This window comes from Hymenobacter coalescens, assembly GCF_054783195.1.
This window is the reverse complement of record NZ_BAAGRA010000014.1, coordinates 287,069-308,124: the sequence shown is the minus strand read 5'-3', so window position 1 is coordinate 308,124 and position 21,056 is coordinate 287,069. Positions and strand designations below refer to the sequence as shown.

Genomic DNA, 21,056 nt, shown 5'->3' with positions numbered 1-21,056 from the left:
ACTTCCGCCCGCTAGCATATCGAATTGCGCGGCGCGACGCGGCCGGCCGTGCTTTGGTCTGCAATCAAGCCCGGCCGCCCCACCCACGGGGCCAGCCAGACAACTCAAAGCCCCACCGCGACCATGCCACATCACCCGCTGGGCCTGACCATCCGCAACGTGTCGAAACGATACGCGAACGGCGTGCAGGCCTTAACCAACGTTTCGCTCGACATTCCGCCGGGCATGTACGGGCTGCTGGGCCCCAACGGCGCCGGCAAATCCACCCTGATGCGCACCCTGGCCACGCTGCAGGAGCCCGACGCGGGCCAGCTGCTGCTGGGCGACATCGACGTGGTGCAGCAGAAGGAGGCGCTGCGCCGCACGCTGGGCTACCTGCCCCAGGAATTCGGCGTGTACCCCAAGGCCAGCGCCGAGGAGCTGCTCGACTACTTCGCGGTGCTCAAGGGCATCACCGACCGGAGCGTGCGCCGGGCCACTACCGAAGCCCTGCTCAAGCAAACCAACCTCTGGGACAAGCGCCGGCAAAAGCTGGGCGGCTACTCCGGCGGCATGCGGCAGCGCTTCGGCGTGGCGGTGGCCCTGCTGGGCAACCCCCGGCTGCTGATTGTGGACGAGCCCACGGCGGGCCTGGACCCGGCCGAGCGGGTGCGCTTCCTGAACCTGCTCAGCGAGCTGGGCGAAAACAGCGTGGTCATCCTCTCCACCCACATCGTGGCGGACGTGGCGGAGCTGTGCACCAACATGGCCATCATCAACCAGGGCCGGATTCTGCTGGAAGCCCAGCCCCTGGCCGCGGTGGCCGCCCTGCGCGGCCGCATCTGGCGCCAGCTGACCGACAAGCGGGCCTTGCCCGAGCTGGAGCAGGCGCACCAGGTTATTTCGGCCAAGCTGCTGAGCGGGCGCACCCTGGTGCACGTGTACAGCCCCGACTGCCCCGGCCCCGGGTTTGAGGCCGTGGCGCCGGATCTGGAGGATGTGTACTTCAGCGCCCTGGCCGGCTGCCTCGACGCGGTCCGGCCCCACCCCCAAGCGGAACCGGTAGGGCTATGAAGCTGCAACGGATTTTCGCGCTGGAATTTCGCTACCAGCTGCGCCGGGCCACCACCTGGCTGTACTTCGGGGCCCTGCTGGTTATTGCTTTCCTGATCGTGGTGGCCAACTACGCCCCCGATGCGCGCGACGGGTACTTTCAGGTCAATGCGCCCGTCGTTATGGCCTCCGTCACGGTCATCTGCTGCGTGAAGTGGCTGCTGATCGGCGCTTCCGTGGCGGGCGACGCGGCCGCCCGCGACGTGCAGACGCGCATGCACGCCCTGACGTACGTGGCCCCGGCCAGCAAAGCGGCCTACCTGGGCGGGCGGTTTCTGGCCGCTTTCGCCCTCGGCGCGCTCGTGCTGCTGGCCATTCCGCTGGGCCTGGTGCTGGCCCTGCACGGGGCCGGCCTGGAGGCCGAGATTCTGGGGCCGTTTCGGCTGGCACCCTACCTGACGACCTTCGGCTTTATCGCGCTACCCAACGCGTTTTTTGCCGCGGCCGTGCAGTTTTCGGTGGCCACGCTCAGCCGCCGGGCCCTGGGCAGCTACCTGGCCGGGGCGGCGCTGTTCGCGGCGTCCTACCTGATCTGGCCGGCGCTGGAGCAGGGCGGCGCCTGGGGTGCGCTGGCCGACCCGATGAGCTTTGGCCCGGTGCTGAACCATTTGTCCAGCGACTGGAGCCCCCTGGAAAAAAACACGCGCCTGCTGCTGCTGGAGGGCTCGTTTCTGGCCAACCGCCTCTTGTGGCTCGGTCTCTCGCTGGGCCTGCTGGCGTTTACCTATTGGCGCTTCCAGTTCGTGTTGCCCGAAACCAGCCGCCGGTTCAAGCCCGGCACGCCGCCCCCCGCCGAGGCGGCCCGCCCGCGCCTGACCTGGAGCAGCGCCGCCGCGCGGCCCCTGGGCCGCGGCAGCCACGGCTGGGCCACGCAGCTGCGGCAGCTGCGCCTGGTTACCTGGCACGCCTTTCGGCCGCTCGCCGCCAGCAAGGCCGGGCTGCCGCTGCTGGCCGTCCTGGCCCTGCTGGTCGGGCTGACCATCCCGGGCAACCTGAAGGGTCGGGGCGTGCCCCTGCTGCCCCGCACCGACTTTGTGCTGGAGTATTTGACCGCGCCGCTCACCCAGCCGGCCTCGTTCTGGGTGCTCGTGGTCCTGCTCACCGTTTTCTACGCCGGGGAGCTGGTGTGGCGGGAGCGGGAAGCTGGCCTGAGCGACGTGGCCAACGCGGCGCCGGTGCCGGAGTGGGTGCTGTTTGTGGGCCGGTTTCTGGCCCTGGGCCTGGTGCTGCTGTTGTGGCTGGCCCTGCTGCTGGCGGCCGGCGTGGGGGCGCAGGTGGCGCTGGGCGGAGCCACCCCCGACCTCGGCCTGTACCTGCCCACGCTCTTCGGACTGCAACTGGTCGAGTGCCTGCTCTTTGCCCTGCTGGCCCTGACCGTGCACGTGCTGGTCAACCAAAAGTTTGTGGGGCACCTGGTGGCGCTGCTGGTCTACGCGGGCATTGCCTTTGCGCCAGCCCTGGGCCTGGAGCACCAGTTGCTCATCTTCGGCGCCAGCCCGGGCTGGACGTACACCAACCTGGCCGGTTTCGGGCCGACACTGGCCCCCTGGCTGTGGTTTAAGGCCTACTGGGCCGCCTGCGCGCTGCTGCTGGCGGTGGTAGCGGTGCTGTTCTGGGTGCGGGGCCGGGAAGGCGGCGGGGCCGCCCGGCTGCGGCTGGCCCGGCGGCGCGCCACGGGCGCTGTGGCCCGGGTGGCCGCGCTGGCCGCGGGCGGCGTGGTAGTGGCCGGCGGCTGGGTGTTCTACAACACCAACGTGCGGCACAACTACACCAACTCCGCCCGCGTCGCGGCGCAGCGGGCGGCCTACGAGCAGCGCTACCGCCGCTACCAGCGCGTGGCCCAGCCCCTGCTCACCGGCGTGAACCTGCAAGTAGAAATGTACCCCAAGCAGCGGACCGTAGACGTGCGGGGCACCTACCTGCTGGTAAACAACGGCCCGGTTCCCATCGACTCGGTGCACCTGGGCACCGGCGCGGGCGTGAAAACCGCCGTTACGTTTGACCGGCCCGCCCGGCCGGTGCTCGTGGACGCGGAGCTGGGCCACCGCCTGTACGTGCTGCCCCAGCCGTTGCGCCCCGGTGATTCGCTGCGCCTGCGCTTCCGGGTGGCCTACGCCGCGCGGGGCTTCGCCAACCACGGCGCCGACGAGCAGGTGGCCCGCCGCAGCACCAGCTTCCGCAACATGGAGTGGCTGCCCGTGCTCGGCTACCAGCCCTACCGGGAGCTGGACGAAGCTGGCGCCCGCCAAGCGCACGGCCTGCCGCCCCGGCCCGCCACGGCTTCGCTCTACGACCTGCCGGCCCGGCGCTACGCCCCGTTTGCCGAGCAGATTCGCTTCGAGGCCGTCGTGGGCACGGACGCCGGCCAGACGGTGGTGGCGCCGGGCACCCTGCGCCGCACCTGGAGGACCCGGGCCGGCCGCCGCTACTTCCACTACGCCACGGAGGCGCCCATCCGCAACGAATACACCTTTTTCTCGGCTCCCTACGCGGTGCAGCGGGGCCAGTGGCGCCCCGCAGCCGGTCCGGCGGTTGCCATCGAGGTGTACTACCCGCCCGGCCAGCCGCAGAACGTGGCGCGCATGATTCGCAGCGCCCAAGCCTCGCTGGCTTACTACTCCCGGGCGTTCGGGCCCTATCCGCACCGGCAATTACGCTTCGTGGCCCATCCCAGCTACCGCTTCGGCCACCACGCCGCGCCCATCGACATCACGGCGGAGGAGGGCTTCTTCCTGCTCAACCCGGCGGCTGATGAGCGGGGCTTCGACTTGGTAACGGCCGTGGTGGCGCACGAGGTGGCGCACCAGTGGTGGGGCAACCAGCTCAAGCAAGCCTACGTGCAGGGCGCCGGTTTGATTACCGAAAGCCTGGCCTGGTATTCGGCCCTGGGCATGCAGGAAGACCAGTACGGGCCGGCGTACGCCCAGCGGCTGCTGGATTTTCTGCGGGAAGAAAACGCCACTCCGCGCACCCGCGCCGCCCTGCCGCTGCTGCAGGCCGACGACTGGTACCAGAATTACCGCAAAGGCCCGCTGGCCCTGTACACCCTGAGCCAGTACATGGGCCGCGGCCGGGTAAACGGCGCGCTCCGGCAGCTGCTCGCGCACCACCGTCCCGGCACGCTGCCCCGGCCCACCTCGCTGGATTTGTACCAGGAGCTGCAGGCGGCCACGCCCGACTCGCTCCAGCCCCTGCTCCACGACCTGTTCGCGGCCAACACCTTCTGGGAGCTGTCCACCGAATCCGCCGCCAGCCACCGACTCCCGAACGGCCAATGGCGGGTGACGCTCGTCGTGCAGGCCCGCAAGCTGGTGGTGGACAGCATCGGTACCGAAACCCCGCGCCCCGTGCAGGAGTGGGTGGAAATCGGCCTCTTTGCGCCCGCCGAGGCGGGCCAGGCGGTCGGCAAGCCGCTGTACCGGCAAAAGTACCGGCTCACATCCGGCCGGCAGACCCTTGTGCTGGCCCTGGCGGACAAACCCGACAAAGCTGGCGTTGATCCACGGAATCTGCTGATCGACTGGAATACCATCAATAATTACAAGGCAATACAATTCAAAGATTAAGCTACTGCCGGCTTTTAACACGATCAACTGCAGCATTGCTTTGCCGAGAGCAGCAGTCAGCAACACGCTGACATACAAACGTTTCTGCGCGGCACCAGCGTGCTATGGGCCTAGGTAGCGAATGATATCAATATGGATAAGGGTTGAAAACACGGGATGCCGCTTCGTACAAAGGCGTAGCGCCTTCCGAGCCTTTGCCGGCGGCAACACACTGACAACGGGTGCGCAGGTCGTTGTTAAGCGTCTTGGTGACTTCGATACGGTTAATGCGGGCCATACACGTAGGCATTTCACCCTGTGGGTGTGCCCGCCGCGTGATTCATGCTAACTATGGACACTGGGGCTTAGAAGCTACTGCAGCCTTTAGCCGCCTCGCTAGTCCCGACGATTATCCTACCTCGCAAAAGAAGGGCGCAGCCCAACGAAGCTGCCGTCAATGCCACTGCTTGCTGTGAACTCCCGCACCCTTATACCTATCAATCCATTTAACACCCAAAAAGCCCGGCTATCTTCACCCCCAACTCCACCCCGCTCACCCTGGGCTATACATCCATTACCGCCGCCCTGCCCGCGAGGGTTGGGCCGGCTAATTCGCACATGTACAAGGCACTCGTTAAACCTGCACTGTTCACCCTCGACGCCGAGCGCGCCCACCACCTCGTGTTCGATAACCTGCGGCGGGCGGCCCGCCTGCCGGGGGCCAAGGCCATGCTCCGGAGTTTGTACGATTTTCAGCACCCGAGCTTGGCCCGGGAGGTGTTTGGGCTCAAGTTCCCGAACCCGGTGGGGCTGGCAGCGGGGTTTGACAAGAATGCGGCCCTTACGGATGAGCTGGCAACGCTGGGCTTTGGGTTCGTGGAGATTGGCACGGTAACGCCCCGGCCGCAGGCCGGCAACCCGCAGCCGCGCCTGTTTCGCCTGCCGCAGGACGAGGCATTGGTGAATCGCATGGGCTTCAACAACGACGGCGCAGCGGCCGTGGCGGCGCGGCTGGCGCGGCGCCAGAACCGGCAGCTGATCATCGGCGGCAACATTGGCAAGAACAAGGACACGCCCAACGAGCAAGCCGCCGAGGACTATGTGGCTTGCTTTGAGGCGCTGGCGGAAGAAGTCGACTACTTTGTGGTGAACGTGTCGTCGCCCAACACACCCAACTTGCGCCAGCTGCAGGAGAAAGCCCCCCTGATCGACTTGCTGCAGCGCGTGCAGGAACGCAACCTGCGCCGCGCCCGGCCGCGCCCCCTGCTGCTGAAGATAGCCCCGGACCTGACCGATTCGCAACTGGACGACATCCTGGACATTGCCCGCGAAACCAGGCTCAGCGGGCTGGTTTCGACCAATACCACCATCAGCCGGGAGGGCCTGGTCACGGATGCTGGGGAGGTGGCCGCGTTGGGGGCAGGTGGCCTGAGCGGCCGGCCGCTCCGGGCGCGGGCCACCGAGGTCATTCGCTACCTGCACCAGCGCAGCCGGGGCGAGCTGCCGATTATCGGCGCCGGCGGCATTCACTCGGCCGCCGATGCGCAGGAAAAGCTAGCCGCCGGTGCCTCGCTGGTGCAGCTTTACACCGGCTTTATCTACGAAGGCCCGGCGCTGGTGAGCCGGATTAACAAGGCGTTGGTTCGGGGGTAGTATGGTGCCGACCGAAAACGCCCCCTGAACTACCGGGTACTTCAGGAGCTTAGCGGCTTGCCGCCGGGGCGTGGTGGCCCGCCCACCAAGCGGAATTAAAGCGCTTAGGCCAAGCCGACTTGTGCCTGCACAGCACTACTCTGCCGTTTGACTCGAAAACACAAGTTGAGAAAAGCCGTGCGAAAAAATTAACACGACCGGTGAACTGCCGGGCGTAACATTGCCGTAGCTTTGCGTCGTGCTTCAACCGAAAAACCCGTTGATGAAGCGCGGGGCCGTGCTCGGCAAGGAACCGCGAGTGGACCGAGAGGTCTTCGCCTCCGTCGGTTCTCCCGATTTTGCCGCTGGCATTTCCGTTGTTTTTTCTGGGTGTTGTCCCGCTACCGTTTCGGATTCCGAAACGGTTTTTTTATGCCCGTTGAGTTCGGCGGCTGCCGCCCCGCAGCCCATTCGTAGCTCAAGCGCGACACACCAGCCTTCCCTAGCCGCCAGCCCCCTCGCTCCCAAGCGGTACAGCAGCCACCGGCGCCGCGGCCCGCACCGGCTGCCCGCGGCGCCGTGGTGGGCGGGCGCACATCAGCCTTCACCCCGTCCGTTTTAGCTAGACGACCTCACTTTTCCTCCTCTCCGGTATGGCACGTAAAGACCTGCTCGACATTGCATCTCTTCACCGCGAGGAAATCGAGTTCCTGCTCGACCAATCCACGTCCTTTAAGCAGCAGTTCACCAGCTCGGTGAAAAAAGTACCCGCCCTCAAGGGCAAGTCGGTGCTCATGCTGTTCTACGAGCCCAGTACCCGCACCCACACCTCCTTCGAAGTCGCGGCCAAGCGCCTCTCCGCCGAGGTGACGAATTTCGACGTGGCCCAGTCCTCCATTACCAAGGGCGAATCGGTGCGCGAAACGGTGGAAACGCTGCAGGCCATGCATACCGACTACATCGTGGTGCGCCACGGCCGCTCCGGCCTGCCCGGCATGATTGCCCGCCTCACCAAGGCGTCGGTAATCAACGCCGGCGACGGGGCGCACGCGCACCCCACCCAGGCTCTGCTGGACGCCTTCACCATCAAGGAGAAGTTTCCCAACCCGCAGGGCAAAAAAGTCCTCATCATCGGGGATATTCTCCACTCCCGCGTCGCCCGCTCCACCAGCAACCTGCTGACCAAACTGGGCCTCAACGTCGCCTACCTCGGCCCGGGCTCCTTGGTGCCCAAGTACGGCCCTGCAACCATCCGCCGCTTCACCAACTACGAGGAGGCCATGGCCTGGGCGCCCGACGTGGTGTACCTGCTCCGTGTGCAGATGGAGCGCCAAGACGTGCAGTTTTTCCCCAGCCTGCGCGAATACCACCGCATCTACGGCATCACCAACACCCGGCTGGAGGAAATCCGCCAGCGCGGCCTCTACATCATGCACCCCGGCCCCGTCAACCGCGGCGTCGAGCTCTGCGACGCCGTGATGGACTACGAGCGTAGCCTGATCAACAACCAGGTCGAAAACGGCATTGCCATCCGCATGGCCGTGCTCGACTGGCTCACGCCGGGTGGAGAAGCCCCGAAGTCGGAACCGACCTTTGAGCGGTCCTTTGCGCCTCTGCCGCACCTGACGGCCTAATCTTGGGCCGCGGCCCTACGCCCGGCAGCGAGCCAGCCCTTCGGCTGATGCCTTGCCATTCGGCGGCCGCGGCTGATTCCGTTCTTTCTTTGCAGCTCCCATAGCCCGCACTTCCCACTCCTTGCCCGTTTACCGAAATCAACCCTCCATGCTCCTCCTGCAAAACGCCCGCATCGCCTCCGAATATTCACCTGCACTGCGCGAAGGCGACGTCCTGATTGTCGAAGGAAAAATCCAGGAACTCGGGACTAATCTGGCTGTTCCCGAGGGCGCGCGCGTTATCGACGCGCGCGGCCGGGTGCTGATGCCGGCCATGTTTGATGCCCACGTCCACTTCCGCGCCCCGGGCTTTGAGGCCAAGGAAACCATTACCACGGGCAGCGAAGCAGCCATCAACGGCGGCGTGACCGGCGTGGTGATGATGCCGAACACCCGCCCGGCCCTGGACTCGGCCATGGTGGTGGCCACGGTGCTCGACAGCGCCAAACAGAAGTCCCGCATTCCGGTGTACACCTCCGGCTGCGTCACCAAGAACCGCGAGGGCAAGGAACTGGCCGAAATCGACGGCATGCGCGAGCTGGGGGTGAAAATGCTGACCGACGACGGGGATACCACCAGCGACCCAGCCGTGCTGCTGCGGGCCATGCAGTACGCCACCGAGTTCGGGATGTTTTTCGCCAGCCACTGCGAGGTGCCGGAGCTGGCCGGACCGCGCGCCCTGAACGAAGGGGTGATGAGCTACCGGCTGGGTATTAAAGGCTCGCCGGCCTGCGCGGAGGAAATCATCATCGACCGCGACATCCGCCTGGCCCACGCGGCCGGCGCGCACATTCACATTCAGCACGTGTCCAGCAAGCTCGGCATGGAAACCATCCGCTGGTGGAAGTCCCGCGGCGACGTGAAGGTGACGGCCGAAGTAGCCCCGCACCACCTGCTGTTCACCGACGAGCACATCGGCGACTACGACACCAACTACAAGATGAACCCGCCGCTGCGCACGCAGGCCGATTGTGACGCGCTGCTGCAGGGGCTCAAAGAGGGCGTATTCGACCTCATTGCCACCGACCACGCCCCGCACACGCCCTACGAAAAAGCCCAGGATTTCATCAGCGCGCCCAACGGCATTACCGGCCTGGAAACGGCCCTGGTGTCGCTCTACCACTATTTCGTGCGGGCTAAAAAGTTCGGCTGGGACCTGGTGGTGAAGCGCTATTCGGCCGAACCCCGCCGCCTAATGGGCCTGCCGGTTCCCACCATCGAAGTCGGCCAGCCAGCCGAGTGCGTCTTGTTCGATACCGAAGCGGAAACCACCTTCACGAAGGAGTTCATGAAGTCCAAATCCCAGAACACGCCCTTCATCAACCAGACGTTGAAAGGCCGGGTGGACCTGGTGATTTTGGGCCCGGAAATCCTGCTGGAGCGCTAATTAAGCGCATCAGTATAAGCCAGCGTACGAAACAGAACGGTCATGCTGAGCTTGCCGAAGCATCTCTACCGCTTCGTTCGCACGGCTGCAAACACATAATGGAATAAGCACTGCCTCAATGTGGATTGAGCACGTTTTGAATCCCAAAACCATAACGAGTATCTACTCGGCAGAGCCCCCATCACTCGCGCAAGTGCAGTTGTCGGAGGTGTCCGTTGTTTGTGGCGGTGACTTGCAATGTAGACTCCATTTCGATTTAAAGGATTTTCCAACTGACGCCCCCATCAAATGGGTGCAGCGGAACTACAATACAGTTCGACTGAGCCTGAACCTGATTCAAACTGAGCTTACCCAGTGTACGATTCCCGGCGGAAACGGCATTGGTGACTTGAGCATCATTCACGACGGGGCCGGCTTTCAGGTAACGTTTACCACCCAGCCGCAAGGAGTCGTTTTTCAAGCAACGGCTACTTGGATACATGTTGATAATATATCGGGCTATCAAAACGAACTTCGTTGACCGACGAAGGAAGCGGTAGAGATGCTTCGACTTCGCTCAGCATGACGACCAAATAAATTCAATGAGTACACCTTCCTCCTCCAATACCCCCACTCCCCTGATCGGCGTGGTCATGGGCTCCAGCAGCGACTGGGACACCATGCAGTACGCCGTGCAGATTCTCACGGACTTCGGCGTGGCCCACGAAGCGCGCGTGGTGTCGGCCCACCGCATGCCCGACGACTTGTTTGCCTACGCCGAGCAGGCCAGCCCGCGCGGCTTGCAGGCCATCATTGCCGGTGCGGGCGGGGCCGCCCACCTGCCGGGCATGCTGGCCGCCAAAACGACGGTGCCCGTGCTGGGCGTGCCGGTAGCCAGTCGCCATTTGCAGGGCGTGGATTCGCTGCACAGCATCGTGCAAATGCCCAAAGGAATACCGGTGGCCACATTTGCTATCGGCAACGCCGGGGCGGCCAACGCCGCGCTGTTCGCCGTCAGCCTGCTGGCCCTGCACGACCCGGACCTAGCGGCCAAGCTGCTGGCGTTTCGCGCCGACCAAACCGAGGCCGCCCGCGCCATGAAGCTGCCGGTATGAACGACAGAGTTAACGTTGCAGCCATGACCCCGATTTACCCCGGCAGCATGGACGCCGCGGGCCAGCGGGCCACCCTGGGCGTAATGGGCGGCGGCCAGTTGGGCCGCATGTTTGTGCATGCGGCCCAGCGTCTGGGGTACTTCACCGCCGTGCTGGAGCCCGACGCGCAAAGCCCGGCCGGGCTGGTAAGTCACCACCACATCCAGACCGGCTACGACGACCCGGCCGGGCTGGCCCAACTGACTCAGCTGTGCCAGGCCATTACCACCGAGTTTGAAAACGTGCCGGCCCAAGCCCTGCAAACGCTGGCGCAGACCCGCCCCGTGGCGCCGGGCGCGGCCGTGGTGGGCATTGCACAAAACCGCATCGAGGAAAAAGCTCACTTCGCAGCCTGCGCCGACGTGTCGGGGGTGAGCTGCGGGCCCTATGCGGTGCTTGAAACGCCGGCCCAGCTGCAGGCCGTGCTGACCGACCGGATGGATTTGCTCCCCGGCATCCTGAAAACCGCCCGCATGGGCTACGACGGCAAGGGCCAGGTGCGCGTGAAGACCGCTGCGGAACTGGCCGCCGCCTGGGCGGAGTTGGGCGGCGTCGCCTGCGTGCTGGAAAAGATGCTGCCGCTCACCGCCGAGTGTTCGGTGCTGGTGGCGCGCGGCTGGGACGGGCAAGTGGTCAGCTTCGCTCCGCAGCGCAATGTGCACGTCGACGGCATTCTGGCCGTGACCCACGCCTACGAGGGCAACATGCCGCCCGCCCTGGCCACCCGGGCCCGCGAGGCGGCCGTTGCCATTGCGCAGCAGCTGGGCTACGTCGGGGTGCTGTGCGTGGAGTTTTTTGTGATGGACGACGGCACAGAGCACGGCGGCCTAGTGGTCAATGAAATGGCGCCGCGCCCGCACAACAGCGGCCATTATACCCTGGACGCCTGCGACGCCTCGCAGTTTGACCTGCAGGTCCACGCCATGGCGGGTCTGCCCCTGCCGCAGCCGCGCCAACATTCCCCGGCCATCATGCTCAACCTGCTGGGCGAGGTGTGGTTGGACGCCTGCGGCGGGCGGCGGGAGCCGGACTGGCATTCCGTGTTAAGCCTGCCGGGTACGCACCTGCACCTGTACGGCAAGTTGGAGCCGCGCGCAGGCCGCAAGATGGGCCACCTGACCATTACTGGCCCAGACGTCGCCGGCGTAAAAGACGTGGCACGCCGCGCCGCTGGTTTGCTCGGCTTGCCGGGGCTGAAGGCCATTTAGAGGCGGTTGGCCGAGCTTGACCAGATGGGTAGACACTAATCGTTGGCCTGCTGCCGAATAGCGGATACTTGTTGGCCCAAGTGTGGGTATAAATAATAAAGCCTGTTTCCAAGTTGGAAACAGGCTTTATTGTGGGCCCATCTGGAATAACACCTTTGCCTCTCAATTAACCCAAATACACTTACAACGGGCCCTGAAGGGTATTTTGCTGAAAGACTTCCCTAACCTCCTCTTGTTTTCCCTCTCTTTCACATACTCATTACATACTAGTATGTAAAACAGGTTGTATGTTTGTCACAGCACCGACACACAGCCAGCCTCATGAATGCTTATCTCGCCGCCCGCAACCTCAAGAATGGTGTTTATACCATTTACGCGGAGTACAGCAGCTACCCTAAGGTTAAGCGGGTACCTACAGGAGTTAAGGTCCATCAGAAGTATTGGGACAACGCGACCAAAAAGGTTAAGGCCAACGGTGCGGCAGATGTCAAGAAGACTAACGATGACTTGACGGCAGTCCTGAATAATTTGAATGAGACTGTAAAACACCTCTACCGGGTCAATGGCAACGTTATGCCAACGGTTGAGCAACTGAATGCTCATTACAACGCTGCCTCTGAAACACTCGCGGCAGTCGCTGCTGAGCGCCCATTAACAGAAGTGCTCAAAGATTTCATCGATAGCAAAACCGATTGGGCTGAAGCCACACGGAAGGGCTTCAACACGCTTGGCAACAACATACAAGCCTTCCAAGAAGCCACGAAAACGAAATGGTTTCTTTCGACGCTCACCAACGACATGATAACTGCATGGCAGCATTGGCTTCTCAAGCAGTATGATTACAACAACGCAACCCTGGGTAAGCGGGTGCGCCTGCTGCGTCAGTTACTCCTCGACCAACAGCCGCCTAACGTCAATTTGAGCAAAGTCACCCCCCTTTATTCTCAAATGCTCCTGCCACCCGTTGTGCTCAATCAGCAGGAAATTGAAGCTCTACGCACTTTGAACTTGCATTTCAGTCCGAAGCTAGAAAGAGTGCGAGATTTAATGATTGCTCAAATCTTTACTGGCTTGCGTTTTTCGGACCTTACGCGCCTGCAAAAACATCATATTCAAAAAGATTATGTAGTTATTTCTATGCAGAAAACACAACAGACGGTAAGAATACCTGTCTTCCCTGCATTTAGTGCCATCGTCAGTAAGTACACAAATAGCGAAAACGGCCAGCTTGAAATGCCAAAGCTGAGCAATCAAAAATTCAATGAATACATTAAAGAACTATGCCAACACATTCCAGCATTGCGCAAAGAAATTCACATCGAATTCAAGAAGAGGAAAACAACTCATAACAAGAAGATTGCTAAATGGGAGCTAATAACGTCCCATAGCAGCCGCCGTAGCTTCTGCTCACTCTGCTTAGACCTGGGTTATTCTGTTAAGGAAGTCATGCAATGGAGTGGACACAGAACGATGGCCGCTTTCAGCCGCTACATTGGCCTATCTGACGTTTCAACTACTGCTGCTGCCGATTTTGCCGCTCGTTATGAAGCTAGGCTCCAAGCTCAATAACTAATAATCCTGGTCTTTACTTAATGCCTTATACTCGTCATTGAAAACCTGCCTTGTCAGCAGGCTTTTTCATTTTATTTCAGGTTGAGATTTTTTGTTCGCATGAGTCTGCGCCCATGATTGGGCATGACAGACTACATTTTCACCTGCGACACACTCAAAATGAGATTCCCTCTTCGTTATATACTTGGCTATAACGAAAGCCTCTTTGCTCCTACCATAGACAGACGAGGAAACATGGTTTTTATACAGTACCTGGATAAAGTACCAGGTTTAAATCTAGTTAATCTAGATACCACTAATGATTGTGCTGTAGTAGAATTATCTTCAAAAATTCTTGGTTTAAGGTATCCTGAACTCTTATCCAAAGACACCATCGAGTATGCACTTGAAAGAGTGAATACGTCAGGAATAATCAACCTCGATACACATGAGGTATTAAATACTGCTGACACATTGAAGGTTCATCATACCTTGACTAGATGGTTACAGCACGATGCACCACACTATAATCAAGCTTTAGCAGCATTTGATTTGTGCCCCAGCTACGGACTGAAGATTTACTCTGCCGACTTCAGCAGCATTGGCTATATAGGAAAGTCAAAAGCAAACAAAGGGTACTTCAAGATTTACGACAAAGGGAGGGAACGAGCGAACAAACTCCATGATTTGTACTCAAGCTCTTTAACCATTGACGAGCGCGAGTACATAGCTGACTACTGCCAAGGTTCGACACAGTTTGAGACAGAGGTAAACGGCAAGAAAAAACTTCGCGAACTCATAGCCGACGCTGGAAAACACATTTACGTCAAGGACCTGTTGCTTAGCAAAGCCAATCCTACAGCGGCGATTTTCAAAAAGCTTACAGGTCCGTTGTACAAAGTGATTGAACGGCCAGAGACCTTACGCTCTACCAAAGGAGCAATTGAGTTTGCTGCGACGTTGAATCCGAAAGATGCAAAGACGTTTGCGCTGCTACACTTGCATGGATACAGCGTGGCCAAAACGCTCGATTCCATGAAATCAGGAGTAGCAAGGAGCACCGTTTTACGCTCCAAGAAGGACCTTGAACGACTTCAGCTTGAATGGCAATCGGCCACACACCCAAAGCTCGACGAGACAATTGCTTTGCTTCAGGAGCTTAAAGCAGAACTACTCAGTCTTTAATGGCTATAGGGATTTTGCGTCAAATTTGACACAAAGAAGAACTAAAGACTTAACAAGCTTCTCTAAGTAAGAAGTGTCTCAGTTTCGTTGTAATGACGAGCACCGTTGTAGCTTATAACTCAATATCACCATTAGCAGGCTGAGTTAAGAACAAGTCACTTACAGGTACCTCTAATGCCTGCGCAATTCGGCTGATGACTTCCAGCCCTGGGCTGTTGCGGCAGGTTTCGATGTTGCCAACATGCGTCCTGTCAATTCCAGCTAAGTCCGCAAGCGCCTCTTGGCTTAACCGCTTCTCCCTGCGGATTCGGCGCATGTTCTCGGCCAAGAGTCGGTGAATACTTGATGACTCGTACGACCTACGGACGGAATTGGGCATTCCGCCAAAAATCTTAGGCGCTTGCTTGCAGCACCACCGAAAATTTTCGGAGTTTAGCGTTTCATCTCAGCATAAATCCTAATCCTGATGAGAAACGCACTACTAGCCCTGCCAATAGCTTGTGCTGTATTCCTTAGCTGTAAAAAGACCGACAAGCAACAAGACCCACAACCAACGGCTACAACGACCTACGCGGCCGAAGTTCGGTTTCGGGTGCAGAACCTCCCTGCTTCGACGGCTCCTGACGCTATTACCGCTTCAATTAAAGTAGAGGAGGATACTGGGTCGGGTTTGGTGACCAAGTATGACCGTTCTGGTCTCACTGCTGCGACGAGCACAGAATACATCTACACAGCGGCAGCCAACAAGAAAGGCGAGAAGCTGAAAATAACAGTACTCTTCGCTGGGGCTACACCCAACAACCTGCCGCCTAGCGGAGCCAGCGTCTTTGGTACTTTTTACGTCGATGGTGCGCAGAAGAGTTCTATCCAGGTTGTAAGAAACTCGGGGTTTGTGAACGACGGCTCAGGAACGCCAAAGCTCATGGTTCAAGGCTTCTTGACACTGTAGAATCCTCAACCTTACCGTCAACACTGCTCACCATGAAGAACTTCGTTTTACTCATAGTCGGCCTCTTCCTGCTGTTCTCCGTTCTCTCACGCCTCTTCCCACACGATATCAGCAAGGATGCTGATGTGCAAGAGAAAATACAGGGAACATGGGTAGGGTACGACCGCGCTGATGGAGGGTCTTATACTTTCTACAGGCTTGCTGTTAACAACAACCGATATGCTGCATGGCGCGTTACCACGCGCACGGAAAACGAGCCGCCAAGTTGGTCTGACCAACCTGATGAAACAGGAACGCTTACCTTAGGTCCTGTCAGTACCTATACCAATACGTCGAGCCAGTACCGCAACATCCTTTTTACAAGAGATGGAGGAGATGCAACCAACACCTCTCTCTTCTCAAGGGTATTGAGCAACACCATCCTCATCAACGAAAGTGGACATTTGGAGGTGGCAGGCTGGTCAGCGATGGATAGAAAATCTGCTTCTGCTGATGTACCGGCCGCTAACGTTTCAGCTTATAACGGTGCTGATGGAGAGGAACACGTTGAGCAGGGGCCTCCGGTGGAAATAATAAGTTCTTTTCCTGTTCAAAGCAACAGCCGTACGCTAACCAACGAGGCCGATGAGACCGAAGGCCCTGCCCCGGTTACTCAGGCTTCGAGTGACGAGGAATCTGTTACAGTACCGGCCTCTGCTTCAACCGTAACGCCTGATAACCTAATTCCGGTAACCTACGACGGCTATCAAACAACCTTCAAGGGGCTTATCGGGTCTGAACCTGCCACCTATCGACTGCATGTAAACGATGCAGGCATAGTCAAAGGCGAATACTACCTAGATAAGCAGCCGCGCAAAACGTTTTCACTAGATGGGCACCAACACCCAAATGGGGCTCTTGAACTCAGCGTGTATGATGCTGATGGAACTGAATCAGCCTACTGGGACCTAGAAATGGGAGATAGCTGCTTTACTGGAAAAGTTGTCAACACAGATAGTAGCAACATGCCAATAAGCATTTGCAAGTAGAGGTTAAATGAAGCTCGGCATTATACGCCGGGCTTTTCTTTTGCTTTACCCCTCCTCCCCCTCCTCCCCTGGGGCCACGGCGGATACACCTGCATGTTGGGTCTAGTGTATCCTGTTACTCTAACCCAACAAGGGCGAGTGAAATCGGGTCCCTACACGCACGAAATTTTTAAAGCAAAATCCTGGGTTTTGAGCTAATAATATAGTTTTTCTATTCCCACGGCACTCCCTAAAGAGGTATTAGGGCGGTTTTTATCCCTATTCCTTAAGCCTGTTCTATTGTACTACAGGCTGCCTTTAGTCAACATTAATGTACTGTTGCCCAAACCTAGCACTCATTGCACTCAAGCGGAGAGTGGCCAAGCTTAAAGTAAATTAGAAGAGGCTACCTACAGCGGTTCATGTTGTAGTAAGCAGTCAGGTCAGCTTTACTGATTCTATATTGGGGCTTGTCGTATGTGCCCAAGTTTGAAGCTGACAACCGACCATCATCAATTCTCGCCAATATTGTCTTCTCGCACAGTTTTAGACGGTCTGAAACATCTTTGACCGTATAGAGTATGTCGGCATCCTTAGCAGCTACAATAGTCTCAGAAAGCCGCTTTATCTCATTCTGCATAGCGGCTAACAAGCCTGCGGATAGCTGATGAAGGAACTCAGGAGGTAAACCAATCGAAAGCTGCATTGAACATGGGCGCAAAGGGGGATGTGTGGCCCTGTTGCTTGATTTATACTCAGGCCGAAATGTTATGTTACAGGTAATTTGTCTGTAACATGAGCCTTCGCGTCACGCTTTCAAGGTGCCTGCAACAATGCTCGTCAAAAAACTAGAAATAGCGGAAGGGAGAACCAAGTGTAGCACCACTATCTGAAAATTCAGAGGAAAACAGGCCACAAAGGCAACCTCTCAACTGCTTAACATACTCATGACATACTCAAAAACACAAAAACCGCTCATACACGAAGTATAAGCGGTTTTGGGTGGGCCCAGCTGGACTACCACCTGTTTTTCCCATTCTCGCTTAATCATTCTTAAAACATGCCTTTACGCGCATTTGATAGCGCTTTTCGACAAGGCAAGATAAGTTAGAACAGGTTCAGAACAGAAATTTTGTCCCGTGACTTGTCCCATGAGCAAGCTCTCATACCTTTGATGGGCACCCCAAGCCCTGCTCTGTGTTACGGACCAAATACTACCTAACGGACTCCCAAACGACGTCCACTACAGCTATCTATGCGGCGTGCTACCTCGCAGGTAAACGCAAGAAATTGTACACCCCCCTCCTGGTAGCACCAGCTCAGTGGGACACTAAAGCCCAGCAGTTCCGAAAGAGCTTCACCGGCTATTCGGATGCGAACAAATTGCTTCGACGCTTGACAACCGAGCTAGAAGAGCGGCATCTTGAACTTACCGCTAAAGGAAAGGGGACAACTGTCGACGACCTACGGGAAATTGTTAACCGTGTGCTGACCGGAGCAACGCCCAAAGTCCTCTCATTTGAAGACCACCTCTCTGCTTGGTTGGAAAACAGCAAGCGTGACGTCAAATCATCTACCGTCAAAAGCTACATCACCTTCCGCAATCATTTGCTAGCGTTCGGCAAAGCGAAAAAGTATGCACTTGATTTCGGTATGCTGGACCTTGCTTTTTCGGAAGCATTCAAGAATTACCTCCTCCACTCAGCTGGGCTGACCAACACCTCGGTCAACAATGTCATCAAGAACCTGAAGGTGTTTCTCAATCAGACGCATCACCAAGGTTTGCACGAGTTCCAACACCACACGCGCTTTAAGAAGCTCGAAAAGCACGAACCGGAACTTGTCTATCTCACCATCGAAGAAAAGGCTGCTATTGCTGGCCTTAACCTGGATTATTGGCCACGGCTGGAGCCAACCCGCGATGTATTCGTGTTTGAATGCGAAACGGGTTTACGCTTCTCCGATGTTGTATCGCTTCGTCCTGAGCAGATCCATAAAGACCATCTGGTCTTGGTCACTCAGAAAACGGATGACCTTCTCAAGGTCCCGCTCTCTCCCACTGCTCGTGCTATCCTGAAGAAATATGCTGGCAAGCAGTCTAAAGCCTTACCGGTAAAGACCAATCAAAAAACAAACGCCGACCTCAAGCATATTGCTAAGCTCGCCAAACTAGACACGCTGGTAACCACCTCCAAGCTGCGTGGCAAAGACCGGGAAAAGACGACCCAAGCGAAGTGGGAGTTGGTCTGCACTCACACAGCGCGGCGCACCTTTGTTACGCTTGCGTTGGAAGGAGGCATGCGCCCTGAAGTCGTCATGCAGATTACTGGACACAAGAACTTCCGCACGTTGCAGCCATATATCAAGATTACCAGCAAGGTTGTGATGGCAGAGGCTGCGGCCTACTTTGAACGTCAATCGAGGTAACTATTCCCTACTTTCTTGCTATCACTCCTGGTAGGGTTCAGATGCTCTTACATTAAAAACTGCGTGGTGTTCATTCGCTTGAGCACCACTTTTTTTGCTTTTCTAATTTTTTCTAAAAAATTAGAAAAATCACATTCAAAATATCGAGCAAGTTGCGTTTCCAGTGAAACACGCAATTTTGTAGGGGACTATTAAATAGCCCCCTCACGTCTTTTAATGATAGATTATTCATCTCACCAGCTTGTCCTAACTGGTCTTTACATTTCCCAAATTGTTGATTATAACTTAATCTTACACATCAATAAATTACAAGAACATGAAGATTGAAATTCCCGACCAGTTCCTTGATGAGCTCAAGGAAACCATTGTCCGAACGGTGCGTCACGCGATGGCTCAGGTTAAGGACGATGCTGTTGCAGATGGCACGACAGCTGACAAGCCTTTGCGTTCTAAGCAACAGGTGTGCGAGGAGCTGGGCATCTCCAAAACCACGCTTACCGAGTGGATGAAATCGGGTGTGATTCCCTTCATCCGGCTTGGTCGTCGCATCTACTTTGAGAAGAACCAAGTGCTGGAAGCAGGTCGTCGCCATACCAAGTATCAGCGTCGTTCATAGGGCTATCTACTTCTTACTCCTTCGTCATGACCACTACTACATGTCTTTTGGACGAAGAGCAGCACCGGCTGAATTTGGCTGATTTTCGATTGCTTCTGGACCGCTCACTGCACAGCATACTCAGTCGTCAACTTCCAGCTACTTCCCGGCAGGTACAAACTCATCACGAAATGATACGCCTCTATCAAGGGTATCATCGGCTACTGCAACAAGCAGTAATGATTACTGACAAGGATGCGCTTCTTCGAAGCCAGAATAAGGTTTTGCGCATCCAAAACGAAATGCTTTCCCACTCGCTTCAATCGAGGAGTCTAAATCAGCCTTTCACAGGAAAAATTGGGGACAGCTTCGAGCACATTGTGGATAATCTGCTGGCAGAGATACAAAGCCTCCGCAAACTATGAGCTATCACGATACGGCCTTTCTACAGAGCTGTGAAGCCGTCAGCTCGGGCCCGGATGCTCCTCCCTTATTATTCGATGTTGCGGACGACGAAATTCGCCTGGATTCGAACATACCCGACCTAGAACCCATCGTGCGTATCGGCGGAGAAGTCGTAGCTGTGAAAGGCGACATTTCCTTCATTGCCGGCAAGCCCAAGGCAGGCAAGACTGCAGTCTGCACCATGATTGCTGCCAGTGCTCTGCTACGCGAGAAAACTGGCGTCGATACGCTATCCATCAACACCACTTTTGCCGGTGGTCGAGAAATAATTCTGGTGGATACGGAACAGCCCAAAACCAATACGCACAAGCAGGTGCGCAACATCTGCAAGGTGCTGGGCGTGGAGACGCAGCCGCGTAACCTGCATGTCTTCAATTTGCGCGAAGACCCCAAGCCAACCAAGCTCAGCAAAGTCAAGCAGCTATTCGACCGCTTTCCCAACGCACACCTCTGGATCATCGATGGGTTAGCCGACCTGATAGATGACGTGAACAGCGCTACAGACAGTGGCCGTATCGTTGACCTGTTCATGATGTATGCCTCGAAGTTGCAAACCACCATCCTGCTGCTGGTGCATGAAAACCCCGGTGGTGACGGCAAGATGCGTGGGCATTTGGGCAGCGAAGCCGAACGCAAGGGTGGTGGTGTGGTTGCCGTAGCGAAAGACAAAAGTAACCAAGTGCACACCATAACCAGCCGCATTATGCGCAATGGCCCTGACTTTGATACCGTGTACTTCCGGTGGAGTACAGATCGCAATTTCTTTGTTACCGACAGTGCTGCTGCTGAACAAGTCGTCACTGAACGGTATGCGAAAGAGCGTGAGTTGGCCTTGCAATGCTTCCCACAGGGTACAACAAACCTGCGCAACAAAGACCTGATGGCGCGCATCAAGCAGTATGCCGCCGTGCAAGAAACACAAGCGGGCAAACTGCGCAAAAAGATGATCGACGCGCAGTTCATTGTTAAAGACCATGCAGAGGGTAACTACTCGTTGCATCCAGATTTGCTATCATTCACTCAGCCTGATCTAGGCGTGCAAACTGATTTGCAGTTGTCACATTGCACCACCTAGTGCATCACTCCACTCCGGGCGAGCCTATAGAGCATGCGCAGTAAGGTGATGTAATCGCCTTCCGCCGCCATTCATTGCATTTTAGGAAAGCTCACTACTACACTTGCTGCTTATATGTAGTGAGGTGAAGTG

At 57.5% G+C, this 21,056-nt stretch carries 18 protein-coding genes; 16 read left to right on the top strand and 2 right to left on the bottom strand.

The annotated features are described in order from the left end of the window. Positions 1–123 precede the first annotated feature (123 nt). The 10 genes from ACYVKQ_RS10585 to ACYVKQ_RS10540 all read left to right on the top strand — a co-directional run bounded on the left by ACYVKQ_RS10585 (position 124) and on the right by ACYVKQ_RS10540 (position 14,406). Positions 124–1,053, top strand: coding sequence for an ABC transporter ATP-binding protein (locus ACYVKQ_RS10585; protein ID WP_460578128.1), 930 nt, complete (start codon positions 124–126; stop codon positions 1,051–1,053). Continuing rightward, complete coding sequence (locus tag ACYVKQ_RS10580; RefSeq protein ID WP_460578127.1) at positions 1,050–4,658, top strand: ABC transporter permease/M1 family aminopeptidase; 3,609 nt, start codon at positions 1,050–1,052, stop codon at positions 4,656–4,658. The genes ACYVKQ_RS10585 and ACYVKQ_RS10580 overlap by 4 nt, the downstream gene beginning before the upstream one ends. 597 nt (positions 4,659–5,255) lie before the next feature. Continuing rightward, positions 5,256–6,290 (top strand): dihydroorotate dehydrogenase, encoded by a 1,035-nt coding sequence (locus ACYVKQ_RS10575; RefSeq protein WP_460578126.1) that lies wholly within the window; start codon positions 5,256–5,258, stop codon positions 6,288–6,290. Positions 6,291–6,922: 632 nt separating this feature from the next. Next, a complete protein-coding gene (locus tag ACYVKQ_RS10570) occupies positions 6,923–7,903 on the top strand; it encodes an aspartate/ornithine carbamoyltransferase family protein (RefSeq protein WP_460578125.1) in 981 nt (326 codons plus the stop codon). Positions 7,904–8,051: 148 nt separating this feature from the next. After that, the gene (locus ACYVKQ_RS10565; RefSeq protein WP_460578124.1) at positions 8,052–9,329 is read left to right on the top strand and encodes a dihydroorotase; all 1,278 of its coding nucleotides are present in this window, start codon (positions 8,052–8,054) and stop codon (positions 9,327–9,329) included. A 118-nt stretch (positions 9,330–9,447) separates the two neighbouring features. Continuing rightward, positions 9,448–9,849, top strand: coding sequence for an Imm50 family immunity protein (locus ACYVKQ_RS10560; protein WP_460578123.1), 402 nt, complete (start codon positions 9,448–9,450; stop codon positions 9,847–9,849). Between the two features lie 61 nt (positions 9,850–9,910). Beyond that, on the top strand, positions 9,911–10,423 hold the full coding sequence (gene purE, locus ACYVKQ_RS10555; RefSeq protein WP_460578122.1) for a 5-(carboxyamino)imidazole ribonucleotide mutase: 513 nt from the start codon (positions 9,911–9,913) through the stop codon (positions 10,421–10,423). Positions 10,424–10,446: 23 nt separating this feature from the next. Beyond that, positions 10,447–11,670 (top strand): 5-(carboxyamino)imidazole ribonucleotide synthase, encoded by a 1,224-nt coding sequence (locus ACYVKQ_RS10550; RefSeq protein ID WP_460578121.1) that lies wholly within the window; start codon positions 10,447–10,449, stop codon positions 11,668–11,670. 321 nt (positions 11,671–11,991) lie between these two features. Continuing rightward, positions 11,992–13,239: a tyrosine-type recombinase/integrase gene (locus tag ACYVKQ_RS10545; RefSeq protein ID WP_460578120.1), complete on the top strand. Its 1,248-nt coding sequence runs from the start codon at positions 11,992–11,994 to the stop codon at positions 13,237–13,239. Positions 13,240–13,365: 126 nt separating this feature from the next. Beyond that, positions 13,366–14,406: a hypothetical protein gene (locus tag ACYVKQ_RS10540; protein ID WP_460578119.1), complete on the top strand. Its 1,041-nt coding sequence runs from the start codon at positions 13,366–13,368 to the stop codon at positions 14,404–14,406. A 112-nt stretch (positions 14,407–14,518) separates the two neighbouring features. Here the strand turns inward: ACYVKQ_RS10540 and ACYVKQ_RS10535 are convergent, their stop codons facing one another. Continuing rightward, positions 14,519–14,734 (bottom strand): helix-turn-helix transcriptional regulator, encoded by a 216-nt coding sequence (locus tag ACYVKQ_RS10535; RefSeq protein ID WP_460578118.1) that lies wholly within the window; start codon positions 14,732–14,734, stop codon positions 14,519–14,521. A gap of 138 nt (positions 14,735–14,872) precedes the next feature. On the opposite strand from ACYVKQ_RS10535, the gene ACYVKQ_RS10530 reads away from it, so the two are divergent. Together ACYVKQ_RS10530 and ACYVKQ_RS10525 are read left to right on the top strand one after the other, a co-directional pair. After that, a complete protein-coding gene (locus tag ACYVKQ_RS10530; RefSeq protein ID WP_460578117.1) occupies positions 14,873–15,355 on the top strand; it encodes a hypothetical protein in 483 nt (160 codons plus the stop codon). A 32-nt stretch (positions 15,356–15,387) separates the two neighbouring features. Further along, the gene (locus ACYVKQ_RS10525) at positions 15,388–16,383 is read left to right on the top strand and encodes a hypothetical protein (protein WP_460578116.1); all 996 of its coding nucleotides are present in this window, start codon (positions 15,388–15,390) and stop codon (positions 16,381–16,383) included. A 385-nt stretch (positions 16,384–16,768) separates the two neighbouring features. Here the strand turns inward: ACYVKQ_RS10525 and ACYVKQ_RS10520 are convergent, their stop codons facing one another. Then, positions 16,769–17,002 (bottom strand): helix-turn-helix domain-containing protein, encoded by a 234-nt coding sequence (locus tag ACYVKQ_RS10520; RefSeq protein ID WP_460675466.1) that lies wholly within the window; start codon positions 17,000–17,002, stop codon positions 16,769–16,771. 557 nt (positions 17,003–17,559) lie between these two features. Here ACYVKQ_RS10520 and ACYVKQ_RS10515 point away from each other — a divergent pair. The 4 genes from ACYVKQ_RS10515 to ACYVKQ_RS10500 all read left to right on the top strand — a co-directional run bounded on the left by ACYVKQ_RS10515 (position 17,560) and on the right by ACYVKQ_RS10500 (position 20,924). Further along, positions 17,560–18,789 (top strand): site-specific integrase, encoded by a 1,230-nt coding sequence (locus ACYVKQ_RS10515; RefSeq protein WP_460578115.1) that lies wholly within the window; start codon positions 17,560–17,562, stop codon positions 18,787–18,789. A 316-nt stretch (positions 18,790–19,105) separates the two neighbouring features. Then, positions 19,106–19,405: a helix-turn-helix domain-containing protein gene (locus ACYVKQ_RS10510; protein WP_460578114.1), complete on the top strand. Its 300-nt coding sequence runs from the start codon at positions 19,106–19,108 to the stop codon at positions 19,403–19,405. 26 nt (positions 19,406–19,431) lie between these two features. After that, positions 19,432–19,809, top strand: a complete 378-nt coding sequence (locus tag ACYVKQ_RS10505; RefSeq protein WP_460578113.1) for a hypothetical protein — start codon at positions 19,432–19,434, stop codon at positions 19,807–19,809. After that, positions 19,806–20,924, top strand: coding sequence for an AAA family ATPase (locus ACYVKQ_RS10500; protein WP_460578112.1), 1,119 nt, complete (start codon positions 19,806–19,808; stop codon positions 20,922–20,924). The genes ACYVKQ_RS10505 and ACYVKQ_RS10500 overlap by 4 nt, the downstream gene beginning before the upstream one ends. Positions 20,925–21,056 lie beyond the last annotated feature (132 nt).